General features: G+C 60.3%; 15 protein-coding genes. 2 read left to right on the top strand and 13 right to left on the bottom strand.

The window, feature by feature from the left end; translation table 11 throughout:
- The 7 genes from AC2FNB_RS08640 to AC2FNB_RS08610 all read right to left on the bottom strand — a co-directional run.
- On the bottom strand, positions 1-728 hold a 728-nt coding region (locus AC2FNB_RS08640), incomplete at its 3' end, for an FAD-dependent oxidoreductase (RefSeq protein ID WP_496745704.1).
- Between the two features lie 5 nt (positions 729-733).
- Positions 734-1,120 (bottom strand): Na+/H+ antiporter subunit G, encoded by a 387-nt coding sequence (locus AC2FNB_RS08635; RefSeq protein ID WP_480751259.1) that lies wholly within the window; start codon positions 1,118-1,120, stop codon positions 734-736.
- A gap of 7 nt (positions 1,121-1,127) precedes the next feature.
- The gene (locus AC2FNB_RS08630; protein WP_480751261.1) at positions 1,128-1,397 is read right to left on the bottom strand and encodes a K+/H+ antiporter subunit F; all 270 of its coding nucleotides are present in this window, start codon (positions 1,395-1,397) and stop codon (positions 1,128-1,130) included.
- Entirely contained in the window at positions 1,394-1,891 is a 498-nt protein-coding gene (locus AC2FNB_RS08625) for a Na+/H+ antiporter subunit E (RefSeq protein WP_480751263.1), read from the bottom strand. Before AC2FNB_RS08625 ends, AC2FNB_RS08630 begins: the two co-directional genes overlap by 4 nt.
- A complete protein-coding gene (locus AC2FNB_RS08620) occupies positions 1,888-3,429 on the bottom strand; it encodes a monovalent cation/H+ antiporter subunit D (protein WP_496745701.1) in 1,542 nt (513 codons plus the stop codon). Before AC2FNB_RS08620 ends, AC2FNB_RS08625 begins: the two co-directional genes overlap by 4 nt.
- The gene (locus tag AC2FNB_RS08615) at positions 3,426-3,785 is read right to left on the bottom strand and encodes a Na+/H+ antiporter subunit C (protein ID WP_480751267.1); all 360 of its coding nucleotides are present in this window, start codon (positions 3,783-3,785) and stop codon (positions 3,426-3,428) included. The genes AC2FNB_RS08620 and AC2FNB_RS08615 overlap by 4 nt, the downstream gene beginning before the upstream one ends.
- A gap of 1 nt (position 3,786) precedes the next feature.
- Positions 3,787-6,663 (bottom strand): monovalent cation/H+ antiporter subunit A, encoded by a 2,877-nt coding sequence (locus AC2FNB_RS08610; protein WP_496745699.1) that lies wholly within the window; start codon positions 6,661-6,663, stop codon positions 3,787-3,789.
- 251 nt (positions 6,664-6,914) lie between these two features.
- Between AC2FNB_RS08610 and AC2FNB_RS08605 the strand changes: the two genes are divergently transcribed.
- Together AC2FNB_RS08605 and AC2FNB_RS08600 are read left to right on the top strand one after the other, a co-directional pair.
- On the top strand, positions 6,915-7,367 hold the full coding sequence (locus tag AC2FNB_RS08605) for a rhodanese-like domain-containing protein (protein ID WP_480751270.1): 453 nt from the start codon (positions 6,915-6,917) through the stop codon (positions 7,365-7,367).
- Positions 7,364-8,188 carry a CE1 family esterase gene (locus tag AC2FNB_RS08600; protein WP_480751271.1) on the top strand — a complete coding sequence of 275 codons (825 nt, stop codon included), beginning with the start codon at positions 7,364-7,366 and terminating at the stop codon, positions 8,186-8,188. Before AC2FNB_RS08605 ends, AC2FNB_RS08600 begins: the two co-directional genes overlap by 4 nt.
- On the opposite strand, the gene mdoH is transcribed toward AC2FNB_RS08600, so the two are convergent.
- The 6 genes from mdoH to AC2FNB_RS08570 all read right to left on the bottom strand — a co-directional run bounded on the left by mdoH (position 8,189) and on the right by AC2FNB_RS08570 (position 17,141).
- The gene (mdoH, locus tag AC2FNB_RS08595; RefSeq protein WP_496745697.1) at positions 8,189-10,060 is read right to left on the bottom strand and encodes a glucans biosynthesis glucosyltransferase MdoH; all 1,872 of its coding nucleotides are present in this window, start codon (positions 10,058-10,060) and stop codon (positions 8,189-8,191) included. It lies immediately after the preceding gene.
- Complete coding sequence (locus AC2FNB_RS08590; RefSeq protein ID WP_496745695.1) at positions 10,057-11,556, bottom strand: OpgD/OpgG family glucan biosynthesis protein; 1,500 nt, start codon at positions 11,554-11,556, stop codon at positions 10,057-10,059. Before AC2FNB_RS08590 ends, mdoH begins: the two co-directional genes overlap by 4 nt.
- The gene (locus AC2FNB_RS08585; protein ID WP_496745693.1) at positions 11,553-12,770 is read right to left on the bottom strand and encodes an OpgC family protein; all 1,218 of its coding nucleotides are present in this window, start codon (positions 12,768-12,770) and stop codon (positions 11,553-11,555) included. The genes AC2FNB_RS08590 and AC2FNB_RS08585 overlap by 4 nt, the downstream gene beginning before the upstream one ends.
- Before the next feature lie 29 nt (positions 12,771-12,799).
- A complete protein-coding gene (locus tag AC2FNB_RS08580) occupies positions 12,800-14,170 on the bottom strand; it encodes a tetratricopeptide repeat protein (protein WP_480751278.1) in 1,371 nt (456 codons plus the stop codon).
- A gap of 180 nt (positions 14,171-14,350) precedes the next feature.
- The gene (locus tag AC2FNB_RS08575) at positions 14,351-15,535 is read right to left on the bottom strand and encodes a CaiB/BaiF CoA transferase family protein (RefSeq protein ID WP_496745691.1); all 1,185 of its coding nucleotides are present in this window, start codon (positions 15,533-15,535) and stop codon (positions 14,351-14,353) included.
- A complete protein-coding gene (locus tag AC2FNB_RS08570; RefSeq protein ID WP_496745689.1) occupies positions 15,522-17,141 on the bottom strand; it encodes a thiamine pyrophosphate-binding protein in 1,620 nt (539 codons plus the stop codon). The genes AC2FNB_RS08575 and AC2FNB_RS08570 overlap by 14 nt, the downstream gene beginning before the upstream one ends.
- Between the last annotated feature and the right edge of the window lie 77 nt (positions 17,142-17,218).

Raw genomic sequence — 17,218 nt, 5'->3', positions numbered from 1 at the left:
CCAGTGACGAATTCGGCTTCGATCCGGCGTCCATCCGTCAGCGTCAGGCATCCGAGTTCGATGCTTTCGACACCGGTATTCTCGATCACGTCGATACCCAGGTCCGCCATCGCCCGCCTGATCCGCGCGGCAGCTTTAGAGCGCGTGGCGGTCAGGGCCGTTGCCGCGTCGATCAGCGTCACCCGCGCCGCGCGGCTGCGACTGCGCAGGGCATGCGCCATCGCCATCACCAGTTCGACCCCGGCCACGCCGCCGCCGATCACCGCGACCGAAGCAGGGCCCGCCCCATTCAGATATCCGGCCCAACGCGCGGCGAACGGACCAAGCGGCTTGGCCGGTATCGCGTGCTCGGCGAAACCGGGCAGCGCCGGCATGTCCGAGGTGATGCCGACATTCACCGATGCCACGTCGAACCCGATGGGCGGCCGGCCGGGTACAAGCACCTCGCGCCGGGAAAGATCGATGCCCTCGACCATGCCCAGAACCACGCGCGCCCTGGCGAACCGGGCAAGTCGAACCAGATCGATATCCAGTTCCCACCGGTCATAGTGCCCCGCCACGAAACCGGGCAGCATGCCGGAATAAGGTGCGGTCGGACCGGGGTTGATGACGGTAAGCCGCGCACCTGGCAAAGGGTTCATGCCCCATTTGCGTAGAACGAGGGCATGGGTATGTCCGCCGCCAATCAGTACCAGATCGCGGGTCAGGGGCAGGTGCGGTGTTTGCATGGGCGTCAGTTGGTCGTCGGGTCCTGTGCGTCTTCGTCCTGCGGGGTGGCATGGGTGGCCCAGACGCCATCCTCGCCAACACTTGGCAGGTCTTCGGGGCGTACATGACGGTGAATGTGCCATTTGGCAATGAACAGGGCCGTGATCGGGGCAGTCAGAAACAGAAACAGGGTGATCAACAGCTCATGCAGCGACAAGTGATGCTCGATAAGGACGGAATGGCCTATCGAGGCAAGCAGAACGCCGCCAACCCCAAGCGTTGTTGCCTTGGTTGGGGCGTGCAGGCGCGACATCGGGTCCTTCAGCTTGATCATCCCGAACGAGCCGACAAAACCGAAAATACCCGAGACGATCAGAAAAAAGCTGATCAGGAGTTCGAACAGAATTTCCATGTCGCCCTCACTCGATGATGTTGCCGCGCAGCATGAAGCGCGCATAGGCCACGGTCGATACAAAGCCCAGCATGGCGATGATCATCGCGGCTTCGAAAAATATTTCGGTGCCGATGAACAGCCCGTAGAGTACCAGCAAGGCGATGGTGTTGATGACCATTGTGTCCAGCGCCAGAACCCGAGTTCCGACGCCGTCGGCGGTGATGATGCGCCATAGACACATGATGATGGCCGCTCCGAAACAGGCAAAGGTGAAATAGATCGCGTAGGTGATCATTCGAAAATCTCCTTCAGGCGGCGTTCGTACCGGTGCTTGATCTCGTCGCGCACAGCGTCCGGATCGGGCGCGTCAAGGCAGTGCACCAGCAAATAATGCCCCTGTGCCGACAGATCTGCGCTGACGGTGCCAGGGGTCATGGTAATGGTGCCGGCCAGAACAGTAATAGCTTCGGGCGTGCGCAGTTCCAGCGGAATGCTGATCCAGGCGGGCTGCCGGTCGGCATCGCGTTTGAACAGAACGATCCGGGCCACGGCGATATTGGCGACGATGATGTCGTATAGCGCGACCAGGATGTATTCCGCCACCATCGGCCAGTTCCGCAGCTTGGGACGGTCGGGCCAGTAGGGTTGGGTGACAAACGGGATGACAATCCCCAGGAACAAACCGAATACCAAAGAGTTCAGTGAAGGTGCGTTGGCCAGCAACAACCAGACGACAGTCAAAAGCACTGACATGTGAGGGTGCGGGAAAACCCGGCGTATCAGTTTCATCCCTGTCCTCCGCTCAGAACAGCATCAATATAGGTTTGCGGCGCAAAGAGTTGTGCCGCTGTGGCCGAAGCATACTCCAATGCCGGTCCCGAGAAGAGGGTCAGCAGGACCAGACCGGCCACAACCCCGAAGACGGCGGTGAAGGCCAGCCCGGATGGTGACGCGACCGGTGCAGGATCTTCCGGCTCAGCATCCGATGCAGGTTCCAAGGGGCTTTGCGCCTCGTAGCTTTTCCAGAAGATCAGCGACCCTGCCCGCGCCAGTCCCACGATGGTGACGAAAGAGCTGATCAGGATAACCGCCCAGATCAGCGCATAATCGGTGGCGTCGCGCACCGCATCCAGCACCAGAAGCTTACCCACGAAACCCGACAGCGGCGGCATCCCGGCAGCAGCAATTGCGCCGATAAAGAACAACGTGGCGATCAGGCCGTTTTGTGCCATCGGTGGTTTGCTCTCGATAGCGCCGCCGCGGCGCTCCATAACCAGATCGGCGATGAGGAAAAGCAGGGCGGTCGCAAAGGTCGAGTGCACGATATAATAAAGCGCCGAGGCCGCCGCCTCGACGTTGAACAGCGAAATCGCGATCAGCAACGTTCCCATGGACGCGATGGCCGCAAAAGCGACCAGACGGGCAATGTGCTGTGCGCCGAGAATGCCGATGGTGCCGACCGCCAGCGTCAGAACCGCCGCAGGCAACAGCCAATCCCCGACCAGCCCGTGCGATATCGCGACATCGGGACCAAAGACCAGCGTATACATCCGCAGGATCGAGTAGGCGCCCACCTTGGTCATGATCGCAAAAAGTGCTGCAACCGGCAACGGCGCGTTGGCATAACTGGCGGGCAGCCAGAAATGCAGCGGCAGGACTGCGGCCTTGATGCAGAAAACCAGCAGCAGCAACACCGCGCCGACGCGCAACAAAGCGGTGTCCTCGGTAGGCAGTTCCGCAACTTTCACCGCCAGATCAGCCATGTTGAGCGTTCCGGTGATGGAATACAGCGTGCCCAGAGCAAAAAGGAATAGGGTGGATCCCAGCAGGTTATAGGTGACGTACTGCACGCCCGCCTTCAGCCGCACCGACCCACCACCGTGGATCATCAAACCGTAGGAGGCGATCAGCAGAACCTCGAAAAACACAAACAGGTTGAAGGCATCCCCTGTCAGGAATGCGCCGCAGACCCCCATCAACTGGAATTGAAGCAATGGGTGGAAATGCCTGCCACGTTTGTCCCAGCCGGATCCGATGGCGTAAAGCAGGACCGGCAGCGCCAGAATCGCCGTCAGCAGCACCATCATGGCCGACATACGGTCGAGCACAAGAACAATGCCAAACGGTGCCGGCCAGTTTCCAAGTTCGTATATCTGTATGTCCCCGGTCGCGGCTTGCGCCGTCAGCGTCAGGGCGACGCCCAGCAAGCCGACCGCGCCTGCGACGGAAAAGATGCGCTGCAGGTCCAGATGATGGCGCAGGACCATGACGATGAACGGGGCCAGGATCGCGGGCAGAACGATCGGGGCGACGATCCAGTGGTTCATGCCTCTTCTCCTGCCTCATCCACGCTGTCGTGGGCGGTCATGTCTATGTGATCGTCCTTGGATGACAAATAGGCGCCGAGCGAGATGATCACGATCACCGCCGTCATCCCGAACGAGATCACGATAGCCGTCAACACCAGCGCCTGTGGTAGCGGATCGGTATAAGCGACCTCCTTGTACTTGTTCAGAACCGGAGGCGCGTTCGTGGCCAACCGCCCGGTGGCGAACAGAAACACGTTCACCGCATAACTCAGGAACGACAGCCCGAGGATCATGGGAAAGGTGCGGCGACGCAGGATCAGGAAAATCCCGGCGGCGGTCATGATGCCAACGGCGGATGCAACCAAAGCTTCCATATCAGGCCTCCTCCCTTTCGCCGGTTCCTTCGGCTTCATCCAGATTATCGCGCATCGGGTTGATATCCATCGGGTATTTCTGGGCAATGCCCGGCTGCCAGGCAAATCTCGACAGGCTTTCAAGCGCCAGCATGACCGCACCCAGAACGGCGAGGAACACACCGGTGTCGAACAGCATCGCGGTGGCCCACTCGAACTCTTCCAGAGGCGGCCAATGGAGGTAGCCGAAGTCGCTGGTCAGGAACGGCATGTCGTTGAACCAGGCGCCAAGGCCGGTGGCCGCCGCGATCAGCACGCCCCAGCCGATGGTGGCGTGGTAATAGAACCGCTGCCGCTCGGCGGCCCAGGTGAAACCGCTGGCCATGTATTGCATCAGGAAGGCTATGGCCACGATCAGGCCCGCGATGAACCCGCCGCCCGGCTGGTTGTGTCCGCGCACAAAGATATAGGCGCCGACCATAAGGGCAATGGGCATCATCACGCGGGTGACGACAACCATCATCAGCGGGTGCGAATCTCCCGACTGCGGCCAGTGCGGTTTGCGGTTCAGCAGATAGGCGCGAACCTTGGTCGCGAGAACAGCCTCGGTCAGGGCAAAGATCACCAGGGCCGCGATGCCAAGAACGATGATTTCGCCAAAGGTATCAAAGCCGCGGAAGTCCACGAGGATGACGTTTACCACGTTGGTGCCGCCACCGCCCTTGTAGGAGTTGGCGAGGTGGAAATCCGAGATGGTCGGAAAGGCGAAATCCCGCATCATCATCGCATAGATCAGGCCGCCGGTTCCCAATCCGGCCACGACAGAAATAGCTGCATCCCGCCATCGCCGCTGCGGAGAGCTGTCCCACGGTGTCACGGTCGGCATGAAGTTCAGTGACAGCAACAGCAGGATCATGGTCACCACTTCGACCGAGATCTGGGTCAGCGCCAGATCGGGGGCGGAAAGATAGTTGAAGGCCATCGACACGATCAGCCCGACAACGCCAATCAGGACCAGTGCCAGCAGGCGGTTTCGGTGGAAATACATGATCGCCATCGTCGCGCCGACCAGACAGATCCAGCCGATGATCGGGATGATCGGGGCGGGCAGGGGAACGCGCGTGGGGGCGCCGATGCTGCCGCTGGAATAGGCGTAATACCCAAGACCCACGGTGAACGCGACGAAAATGACGGCATAGCGGCTGAGTACACCGTTATGCAGGCTGTCGGTGATCCAGCGGCTCAGGGCAGTAAAGGCGCCGATAATCGCGTCGAAGATGGTCTTTGCTTCGGGGCGCGGCAGGCTGTTCCAGATCCGCTCCAGCGTTCCGTGCTGCCAAAGCAGGACAAGTCCGCCGACGGTTGCCACTGCCGACATGTACAGCGCAGGGGTGAAGCCGTGCCAGATCTTCAGCGAGTAATAGGGCAGGTGGTCGTCGCCAATGACGGCAGTCGAGGCAATTGCAACCAGCGGACCAACAATCGCTTTGGAAAAGAGACCGATGGCGAGCACCAGCATCACCAGAAACGCCGGCGACAACCACATGCCGACGCCGGGATCATGCGGTGTGGCCGGGTAATCGTCGCGTTTGGGACCCAGGAATACATGCGCGATGAAGCGGAACGAATAGGCCGCCGAAAACAGTGAACCCAGCAGTGCGAGGCCCGGAACCAGATAGTGTGAGTGGTTCCAGACGGTGTGCACAGTCTCTTCCAGCATCATCTCCTTGCTGAGAAAGCCGTTCAGCGGCGGCAGGCCCGCCATCGACAACGCGGCGATGGTGGCGATGGTAAACGTGATCGGCATCAGGTGCCGCAACCCGCCCAATCGTTTGATGTCGCGTGTATGCGCCTCGTGATCGACGATACCTGCGGTCATGAAGAGCGCGGCCTTGAACGTGGCGTGGTTGATGATGTGAAACACTGCCGCCACGGCGGCAATCTGGGTTCCAAAGCCCAAAAGCATGGTGATCAGGCCCAGATGGGAGACGGTGGAGAAAGCCAGAAGCGCCTTGAGGTCGTCCTTGAACAGCGCGATGACCGCGCCGATCACCATCGTCACCAACCCGGTGGTGGCGACGATGTAGAACCATTCGGAAGTGCCCGCCAGCGCAGGCCACATCCGCGCCATCAGAAACAGCCCCGCCTTGACCATCGTGGCCGAGTGCAGATAGGCGGAAACCGGTGTGGGTGCCGCCATCGCGTGCGGCAGCCAGAAATGAAACGGGAACTGCGCCGATTTGGTAAAGCAACCGAGCAGAATCAGAATCAGCGCAGGTAGGTATAGCGGCGAGGACTGGATGATGTCCTTGTTCTGCAGGATCGTACTCAGGTCATAGGACCCCACGATATTGCCCAGAATCAGCATGCCCGCGATCATCGCCAATCCACCCGACCCGGTCACCGCCAGGGCCATGCGCGCGCCTTGACGGCCTTCGGGCAGGTGCTTCCAGTACCCGATCAACAGGAAGGAGCTCAGCGAGGTAAGCTCCCAAAATACTATAAGTAACAATATGTTGTCGCTCAGAACGATGCCCACCATGGCGCCCTGAAACAGCAGAAGGTAGGAATAGAACTGGCCCATCGGGTCTTCGCGTGACAGGTAAAAACGTGCGTATAGGATGATCAGAAGCCCGATTCCGAGAATGAGCGAGGCAAACAGCAATCCCAGCCCGTCCAGCATGAAATTCGCGTTCAGACCCAAACCCGGTATCCAGTCGAACCGGGCTGTCACCAACTCGCCTCTCATCACCGAAGGCACGTGAATCAACAACCCTGCGAGGGCCAGAAAACTGGTCAGTCCGGCGCTCGATGCAGCGGCGTTTCGGCCGGCGCGGATCAGCAGGGCGGGAAAGACAGCTCCGATAAAGGGAAGGGCCGCGATGAGGAAGAGTGACAACGGTAGCCTCCGGGTGTTGCGCGCAAATTAAAGGAAATCAGTAAGGATTTTTGCCCGAGTGTCCAGTTTCGAAGGGAATTTCCGGTTTTTCTAGGGCCAAGGAGGCAGGAAAATGAGTCCAAGCGCGTCTTGACGCATTCTTGATCGTGGCCCGGCAAAGTACGGGCGCGGGCGGCGTCAGGTTGTGGTAAAAGTGTTTTTGGAAAAGTCGAGTTTCATATATGGGTTTTGAGTTGAGCAGATCCCCAAAGTTGTCACGCCGCCTTGTATTGATGGCGGCCGCTGCACTGGCAGTCGGCTGGGGCGTCCGTGAATACAGGCTGATTCCCGAAGACTATGGCGGTGGGCGTCTCAGCGTATCCGAAGCTCACCAAAAAGCGACGGACAACGAGATATTGCTGATCGATATCCGAACACCGCAGGAGTGGCGCGCATCCGGCGTCGGGGAAGGTGCCAAACCACTCGACATGCGGCGCGAGGATTTCATCGACGCTCTGACAAGTATTGTCGGGGGCGACACCAGCCGCCCCATCGCGTTGATTTGCGCGCGCGGTGTGCGCTCGGCCCGGCTGAGCAACAAGCTGACCCAGGCCGGGTTTTCCGCTATTATCGACGTACCCGAGGGCATGCTTGGCTCTCGTGCCGGACCCGGTTGGGTCAGAACCGGATTGCCGGTGTTCAAGTATGACGGAGAGACGGGATGATCCGAGCCCTTGGTCTGGCCATGTGCCTTGCGACATCAGCCTCAGCGGTATCCGCCATGTGCGGCCCTGATGCGGGTGTATGTGAAACCGCCATGGGCGAATATCACATCGAACTGCCCGAGCAGACCAATCCGCCCTTGGTGATCTTCCTGCACGGCTATGGCGGCAGCGGCGAAAGCACAATGAAGAACCGGACCATGGTCGAGCCGCTGTTGGCACGAGGATATGCGGTGATGGCGCCCATGGGCGAGGTGCGGCCCAACCGGCGGCGCAGCTGGAACTTTTATCCCGGCCGCGACCGCGAAGGGCGCGACGAGACCGCCTTTCTGACCTCGGTTGTCGAGGATGCCGCACAACGGTTCGGTGTCGATGGGGAACGTGTGGTGCTGGCCGGGTTTTCCGCAGGCGGCTTTTTGGTCAACTACCTGGCCTGCGACGCGCCAGACGCGTTTTCGGCCTATGCACCGGTGTCCGGCGGATTCTGGCGTCCGCACCCGCAAAGCTGCAAAGGGCCGGTAAAGCTGTTTCACACCCACGGTTGGGCGGATAACGTGGTCCCGCTTGAGGGCAGGTTTCTGGGCGGCGGACGCTTTCAGCAGGGGGATATCTTTGCCGGGCTGGAGATCTGGCGTGCGGCAAACGGATGTGTCGACAACATCCCCGACAGCATCGGCAACAACGATCAGTTCATGCGCCGGAAATGGACCCGCTGTTCAGATGGCAGCGCGTTGGAATTTGCGCTGCATTCCGGTGGGCACAATGTTCCCAGTGGGTGGGCCGACATGATGGTCGATTGGTACGAAGGGCTGCCCGGCGGCTGATCATTCCGCCGGGGTCATGTTACCCTTGCCCTCCAGCAGCGCCTTGAGTTCGCCACGGTGGCGGCGAGCGGTGCGGGTGATTGCGGGTTCGCGGAACTCTTCACGCATACCAAGCAAACGTCGCGCCGCGCCCGCCGAGACTCCGCTGAGCGCCGAAAGAGGCACGGCAAGCGCCAGGCTGATGGCGATGGGCGCCAGCCAAACCGAGACCAGACCAAAGAAAATTCCCGCGCCCAGTGCCAGACCACTGACGGTTTCCAGCGCATGGCAGACGACCAATGTCGTCAGGCTGTAACGTCCTCCGTCGCGAGCCTGGGGCGACCAGCCCTTTTGCAGGCCAAGCGCGGTACGAAACACGGCGATCATCTGTTGTACCATCAGGATCGGAGCATAGAGGATCGACAGGATCAATTCCGACACGAACGAAACGCCAAAACGCCAGCCGCCGCCAAAATCGGCATAGCGCGCTCCGCTCAGCGGCAGGGCGGCGATACCCAGCAGCTTGGGGGCAAGCAACATCGCATACATAACCAGAATGATCAGCACATGACGCGTCTCGGACATCTCGGGCCATTGCGGGAAAAGCGGATTGTCGGGACTGAAGTAGTGCAGGACAGACGCGTCCTTGCCCTCACCGATCAGCGCCCACATCAACAGCAGGGCAAACCACAGCGGCGACATCAGGTATCCGACCGCGCCGTGGAACATGTGAAAGCGTGAAATCGGGCGGAATCCGCGCGAGTTCAGCAGTTTCAGGTGTTGCAGGTTGCCCTGACACCAGCGGCGGTCACGCAGAATATGGTCGATCAGGGTCGGGGGCGTTTCTTCGTACGAGCCACGGATGCGCGGCAGAAAGCGTACGGTCCACCCGGCGCGGCGCAACAGGCCAGCCTCGACGAAATCGTGGCTCATGATCAGCTTTTCACCGCCGGTCAGCGAGCGCAGCTTTGGCAATCCGGCACTGCTGGCGAAGGCTTCGGTCCGGATAATCGCGTTGTGGCCCCAATAGTTGCCCTCTTGTCCGCACCAGCGCGACAGCCCCTCGGCAAAGGCCACGCCATAGACACCGTTGGCGAACTGCTGCATCCGGGCAAACATCGACTGTGCGCCGATCAGTTGCGGAAAGCTCTGGATGAGGCCTGCACCCGGATCGCGGGACAATGCATCGGTCAGCCGGGTGATTGCGCGGCCCGTCATCAGGCTGTCGGCATCCAGCACCAGCATCGCATCCCAGTCGCCACCCCAACGGCTGACCCAGTCGGCAATGTTGCCGACCTTGCGGTCGGTATTCTGTTCACGGCGGCGATAATAAAGCTCAAGATCGGGGGCGAGCGTAGTGCGCAGCGCTTCTACACTGGCCTGCTCTTCGGCGGCAATGGCGGGGTCGCGCGTGTCGGACAGGATGAACATCGCATAGCGATGTGCCCCGCCGCGTGCGTGCAATTCTTCCAGCATCGAGCGGGCATTGCCCAGCACATACCACGGAACCTCGTTGTAGACCGGCATCAGCAGCGCCACGCGAAGGGGCTGAGATTTGGCCTGACGCTCCGGTTTCCCCTGGCGCGACAGCGAAACCATGCCCAGGACGACGGTGCTGACGGTAAAGGCGATCCAGAAGAAATTGAACGAGATCAGGGCCAGCAGAACAGCCTCGATCACACTGAAACCGTCGCCTGAAAACCAGTCCTGCATCACCCACAACAACAACAGGGTTGCTGCCATCGCGGGCGAAAAAGCAAGCGCTCGCCAAAGGGTAATAGACTGCGCGGGCTGCGTGCCGGGTGCCTTGGCATCCCGGAACTCACACCCGAAATCCTGCGCCGGCATCGCCAGCGGTGCTTCGGGCGGCATGATGTGCAGATCGCGGTTCATGCAGTCCACCTGTACAGCCAGACTTCGGAAGCAGGCTCGCCATCGCTGCGCAATTGCGCGCGCAGCTCTACATGGTCGCGTTCGCCCGGTTCAAAGGAAAACGCCAGTCGTGCGCCGCCGGTATCTGGGTTGCGTTGCAGAACCGGGGGTGTGGTTTCGACATGGGGCGACTGAACGATGACGGTCAGCGCGTCCAGATCGTCGAACACTTCGTTGGCCTCGAAATCGATCACAACCAGCCGACCAGACCCGAATGTCTTGTCACCCATCGCGGTGTTGATGACGCGCGGCATCGGTGTGCGCTTGGGTTCCTCTCCCCAAAACAGACGATAGGCCAGGTCGATCTGGCTGCCCGGTGCATAGGCTTCCGCAGGGCGCCAATAGGCGACGATATTGTCATAGATTTCCTGATCCGCCGGAATTTCGACCAGCGTCACGGTTCCCTTGCCCCAATCCCCCTTGGGTTCGACCCAGACACCGGGGCGTCTGTGATAATGCGCCTCAAGATCTGCGAAATCCGAGAACTCCCGCGCTCGCTGCATCAGGCCGAATCCACGCGGGTTTTGGTCGACAAAGGACGAAACCTGCAGGGTTTTCGGGTTGGCGAGCGGGCGCCAGATCACCTCTCCGGCACCGTTGCGGATCATCAGCCCGTCGCTGTCGTGAACGGCGGGGCGGAAATCGTCGAACCGCGTGCGGTTGGTCTGATCATATAGGAACATCGAGGTCAGAGGACCGATGCCCACGTGGGGCAGTTCCTCGCGCGGGAACAACGTCGCCTGCATGTCCATTTCACAATCCTGCCCGGGCGTGATGTCGAACCTGTATGCCCCGGTCACGCTGGGGCTGTCCATCAGCGCATGCACGATCATGTTGCGCTGTCCCACGGCGGGGCGCTCCAGCCAGAACTGGATGAATTCAGGGAATTCCTCGCCATCCGGGTCACCAGTTTTCAGCGCAAGACCACGTGCGGACAGGCCGTACGCCTCGTGCAGGCCGATTGCGCGGAAATAGCTGGCGCCCTGAAACACGCAGAACTCATCGGTCTTGCCGGGCCGGTGCATTTCAGTGCGCAGGCGCAGGCCGGAAAAGCCGAGCGTATCGCCGACAGGCAGTTCAGGGACTTCGTCGGACTTGTCGAACATCGACAGATCGAACCCCACCGGCGTTGCCATTCCGCCTTGGACCGAAAACACCTGGACCGAGCGCGGGAAATAGAGCCCCGGCGCAAAGAAATCGATGGAATAGGGGGTTTCCGTGCCGTACCACAGGCCCTTTTCGATCCGGAACCGGATCGAGCGATATTGCTCATAGGTCAGGTTGCGCCACGCTTCGGGCACCGACTCGCGTTCGGCATAGGGGCGGCTCGCCAGGTCACGGGCCTCGGCGATGACCATGTCATGGCTGAACGGAACTGCCGACCCGGTCGCAAATGCGGCGGGCGTCAATGCCAGGGCCGAAGTTGATGCAAGAAATGCGCGACGTGTGAATTTCATTTCTGAGACTTCCAGGGATGCGACTTGAACCAGCCCGCCACATAGGCAACGCCGATCAGCATGGCAAAGCCGATCATGTTAATGACAAAGACGGTGACGACATCGCGTTCGACATGTTCCAAAACCACCCCGATCAGGCGTGCGGCGGCCATGGAAAACACGAACACTGCAAGGGATTGCTGTCCAACCTTGGTGATGACGGTCAGCAAAAAGCGCCAGACCTGGGCTCCAAACCCTTCGCCCTCGGCAACGAGGCGCGAGCCATGCTCGCCCGCGACTACCCAGCCGATGTAGGCCAGCGAAAGGAAATGCAGATAGCGCAACAAGCCGAATTCGGTCTTGCTACGCAGCTCCTCGGTCAGCGGCCAGGTCTTGCGGATCTGGTCTGCGACATCGCTGTTCCAGGCATCGACCCAAAGGAACACTTTCCACGACCCGAACGGAGCGGACAAGACCACAAACAGAACGCAGATCCACATGAGGGTTTTCGATACCGGGGGGGCTGGAATCCAGCCGCGCATGAAGGCAAAGCCGGTAAAGAACAGCAACTGCCAGGCGAAGGGATTGAAGAACCACTGACGGTCCGACCATGGCTCGGCTGGAAGCGCCAAGGCGCCGGTCTGAGCGATCATCCAGATGCCGACGGACGCGGTTGCGACTGCCCAGAACCCGATCTGTTTCAGTCCCATCATCAGCGGCATCATCGCCAGAACCACCAGATACATCGGCAGGATGTCAAAATAGTTTGGCACATAAGTCAGGGTGAACATCCCGACAATCTGGGGCATCGGATCGTTGAAGAAATGCTGCAGATTCAAAGATGCAACATAACTTTTGTCAAAATATCCGGACATGTCCAGCGCGGCCATGGACATGGCGACAAAGAAGAACAGACCGATATGCGCCCAGTAGACCTGCCAGGTGCGGAACGCGACGCGCGCGGTTCCCATCCACCAACCCTTGCGTACGAACGCGCCACCAAAGGCGATGGCCGAGGCCATGCCTGAACAGAACACAAAGATCTCGGTGGCGTCCGAGAACCCGAACCGCGCCGGAATCCATTTTGCCCAAGGATCATTCGGCGTATGGGCAATCAGGATAATAAACATCGCGATGCCGCGATAGAAATCCAGTCGCGGATCGCGTGTTCCCACGGCGGGCTTGGATCTGGCCACCGCCGGTGCAAAATCAGTTGCGGGCGAAATTGTCGCCATGCGTTTTCTGTCCTTCCAGGTTCTTTGGTTTATTCGGCGGGAACGCTTTGCGCGCCTTCTCCGCCACGTGCCGCGTCGATCAAGGCGCGGCGGGCAAGGGCGTAATTGTCCTCACCCCCTGATCTTTTGGCGCGGCGGTCGTCAAGAATACGCTCGACCGCATCCAGTCTGCCTGCTCGAATTCCAGCGTCGATGGTGATCCGTTCGAACACATCCCGCTGAGCATGCGACCCGCCCGCAAGTATCATCGAACCACGGGCGGCCGCCAGATGATCGAAGGCAACCCCGTATTGGGCGTTACCAAAAGCTTCCAACCCATGCGCTGCCGCGACTCCCGGGTCTGCCATACGGCGTGTTGTATCATCATTGGCCAGCTTTGCATCTCGGTGGATTCGCTGAAGCATTTTCGAGATTGCGCTATCACGATTATCACCTGTTAAAGCAAGCAAATAATGCAGGTCTGCGAAGATCAGGCAGCCATCTTCCGTTCTGGCGGCACTCAGGTCGGCCAATTCTTGCCAACGGTCGCCTACGTCGATGCCTTCCAGCTCCAGTCGGCTCAACAGCGAGGTCGCATTCGAGATATCGCGATAGTCGTCGGTCCGGTCCTTGCGAACCTCCTGATCATAAAGATCCAGGGCCTGGTCGATCTGGCCGAGATCCAGATGCATCAGCGCCTTGTGCCACCAGACGTGATAGCGGAAGTTGTTACAGTGCTTCCAGGCATCCTCGCGTCCGGATAACCATTCCAGACCCTGCGCTGCATTTCCTGTCATATCGTGGACATGGGCGACCGCATGCAGACCCCACGCATCGTCCGACACCATCCACAGCGCCTGACGGCCCGCGATTTCCGCCTTTTCGTAAGCGCCGGTTTCTTCCAGCGCAAAGGAGTGGCACCCCAGCAGATACCCTCGGCCCCGATGATCCGGTTCATAGGCGGGCATCACACGCTCGATCGACCGCCGCATGCCTTCGGGGTCGCCCAGAACGAACCTCACCGCGTGGCTGAGCTTCATCGCCAGCGTATCCTGCGGGTGATCGCGCAGGATGGCTTCGAACTCCTGAATCGATCGCGTCGGGCTGCCGGCCAGCCACAGACGCAGCGCCTCGACAAAATGGCGCTCGCGCTTCGAGATCGGTTGTTCTGCCATTGCCGCTTCGGCCGACGCCAGCGCATCGGAGGCGATGGAGAACAATTCGCGCCGCCCCAGGAGCAGCATGAACAGCCCTTTGACAGCATGCCCAAGGGCAAATCCGGGTTCCAGTTCCAGTACTTTGCCCAAATGTTGCGGCGTGACTGCGGAATGCGCCATGAACCCCAGCAGAACGCCATCCCACGCCTCGACACTGTCCGCGTGGTACAGGCTGTTCATTTGTCCGAATACGTCTTGTTTCATGCGTGGGTCCAATCCATTGGGTGTTAGGTCTGCGCTTGACTTAACAAACTCTATTGGACCCCCGTACCAGTATCGACGGTGCTCGCGAATTGGTGAAGGGAAGTGTGTCGATTTCGCGAAATAATCCGCCGATTCAACGGCATGTTTCAGCAAACCCCTGCTTATCGGGCGTGATGTGTTTCAGTTTTTGAATGGGTCATCGGCACTCAGAACGCGATCTGTGTCAGCTCCGAAAACCGGCGGGGCGTGGCGATAGCTCACCGGTGTACGCGAAAACTTCAGAGGATTGCCAATCAGATGCACCTCGCCGGGCACCGCCTGCATGTCGATCTGCATGTCCCGGGCCGCAACCTGATCCGAGCTGAAAACCTGATCCAGCGACCGGACCGGACCAACCGGAACCTTCAATCCCTCAAGGCCGGTGATGACATCCGCGGTCTGCCGTTGCACCAAGGCAGGTCGCAGAAACGCGTTTAGCGCATCGCGGTTTTCCAGCCGCGCCGGATTGGTGGCAAAACGTGGGTCGTCGGGCAGGGCGTCCAGCCCGACATAACCGCAGAACCGTCTGAACTGACTGTCGTTCCCCACGGCAAGGATTACATGCCCGTCCGAAGTTTCGTACACGTCATAGGGTACGATGTTCGGATGCCCGTTTCCGCGCCGTTGCGGAACCTGGCCCGATGTCAGATAGTTCACGCCCTCGTTGATCAGCCAAGCAACCTGCGCGTCGACCAGCGCCAGATCGATCTGTTGTCCTTCACCGGTGCGTTCCTTGTGCCGCAGAGCTGCCAGAATGCCGACGGTGGCGTACATCCCGCACATCACGTCGGCGATTCCGACGCCCACTTTCATCGGTGCGCCGTCCGGTTCGCCGGTTAATGACATGATCCCGCCATAGCCTTGCGCCATCAGATCATATCCCGGCTTGGCCGAGTTCGGCCCGGTTTGCCCATAGCCGGAAATGGAACAGTAAACGAGACCGGGCAGATCTTTGGACAGCGTGTCATAGTCCAGACCGTATTTCGCCAGCCCGCCGGGTTTGAAATTCTCGATCAGGATATCGGCATGCGCTGCCAGCCGCCGGATTTCCACCTGCCCCTCGGGCGTTGCTATGTCGATGGCCACGGATTTCTTGTTTCGGTTGGCGGACATGAAATAGGCGCTGAGGTCGCTGCGGTTTCCCTCGCCATCCTCGACATAGGGAGGCCCCCATTGACGGGTATCGTCGCCCCCGGTCGCGGGGTTTTCGATCTTGATGACGTTTGCGCCCAGATCCCCCAGCAACTGGGTGCAGGTAGGGCCGGCCAGAATGCGGCTGAGGTCCAGCACCTTGACGCCTGTCAGCGGTCCTTCAGATACGGTCATCGTAGCCCCCCCGTTCGATTTCCGCCGCAATGACCGTAAACCGGTCCGCTTGCACGGCTTCCTCAAGCGCGATCCGCAACTCGGCCCGGTTATGCACGGTGTGGCCGTACCCACCAAAGGCATGCGCCATCGCGGCATAGTCGTGGTGTTCGAAATCCACGCCCCGGTTCGCCATCTGACGGCCGCGCTGTTTCAACTCGATCAGTGCCAGCGACGCATCGACGAAGACCAGAAAGATCGGATTTCCACCCATTTCGCGGGCGGTCGCCAACTCTCCGGCCACCATCAGGAAACCGGCATCGCCGGAAAAGCTGATCACCGGTCGATCCGGTTCGGCCAGTTTCAGCCCGATCGCCATCGGCACGGCGCAGCCCATGGTGCACAGCGCCGAAGACTGGATCAGCCCGCGCGGCTCGAAGCATTCCCACATTTGGCTCAGCAGGATGCGATGCGCGCCGCTGTCGGCCGTGGCCAGCGTATTGCCGGGCATGACAGCGCGCGTCTCGGCGATGACGGCTGCAGGCCCCCATTCGTCGTCGGACGGGAAAGCCAGCGCAAGTGCCTTGCGCACCTGCTCCGGGTTGCCGTCCGGCCAAGTCTCTCGTGCCGGGACGCCCTTGGCCATTGCTTCCAGCGTCGCTGCGGTGTCGGCGACAAAACTCAGGCTCGCCTGATGCATATAGTGATCGTTCTGTACCGCCGAGATGTCGATGACGCGCTGTTCATTCGGGTCCCAAACTTCGCGCCAGCCGGGGCGCATTTCGATCGGGTCATAACCGATACAGAAAATCAGGTCGGATTTTTCCACCAGTGGCAGCAGGTGTTTGTCCGCTAGCGGCGACAACCCGGCACCGCCCAGACACAACGGGTGATCCTCGGGCAGAATGCCCTTGGCTTTATAGGTGGTGACAAAAGGAATTCCGAAATGCTCAAGAAATGCCCTGAGTACCCGGTGCGACCCGTCATAAAGCGTATCGAGGCCGATGATCGCAACGGGGCGCTCGGCCTCGGCCATCCAGTGGCGGGCCTTTTCCAGGCAGGTTCCCTGCGGCGTCACCGGCGCGGCAGCGGCCAGCCGCCGCAATCTCGGAACCGAAACGCGCGCATCGGCCACCGAGATCGGCACGTCGATATGCACCGGGCCGGGGCGGGCCTGGGTTGCCAAGGAAACCGCCTTGTCGGCAACGATGTCGGCCCCGTTGGGCGTTAGCATGAAGGTTCCCTTGGTGATCGAGCGATAGACCTGCGCGTGATCCATCACCTGATGCGTATAGGTCAGCGCCTCATCCGCATCGACGCAGCCAGTCAACACGATCATCGGCACCCGGTCCTGAAACGCATTTGCGACCACGTTGATGCCATTCATCGCGCCCGGACCCAATGTAGCAACCAGAATGGCGGGCGCGCCGTCGCGGTGGTGGACCCCCTCGGCCATGAACCCGGCAGCATTTTCATGCTTGGCCAGATGAAACTGAATCCCAGCCTGTTCCAGCGCGTCGACCAGGGTCAGAACCTCACCGCCCGGCATGCCAAAGGCGTGGCGGCAGCCGGCCTCGTATAGCCGTCTTGCCAAAAGATCCGCTGCGCGGGGCACGATTTCCTGCATCTCAAACGCTCCGTTCGTTTTCGACAGGCAGATTGCGGAGTGAGCAGGAAGGTGCAAGCGCCTTCACGCCGGTGTGA

The sequence above is a fragment of the Ruegeria sp. BHSB058 genome, assembly GCF_059613285.1.
This window is presented reverse-complemented; position numbering and strand designations above follow the sequence as displayed.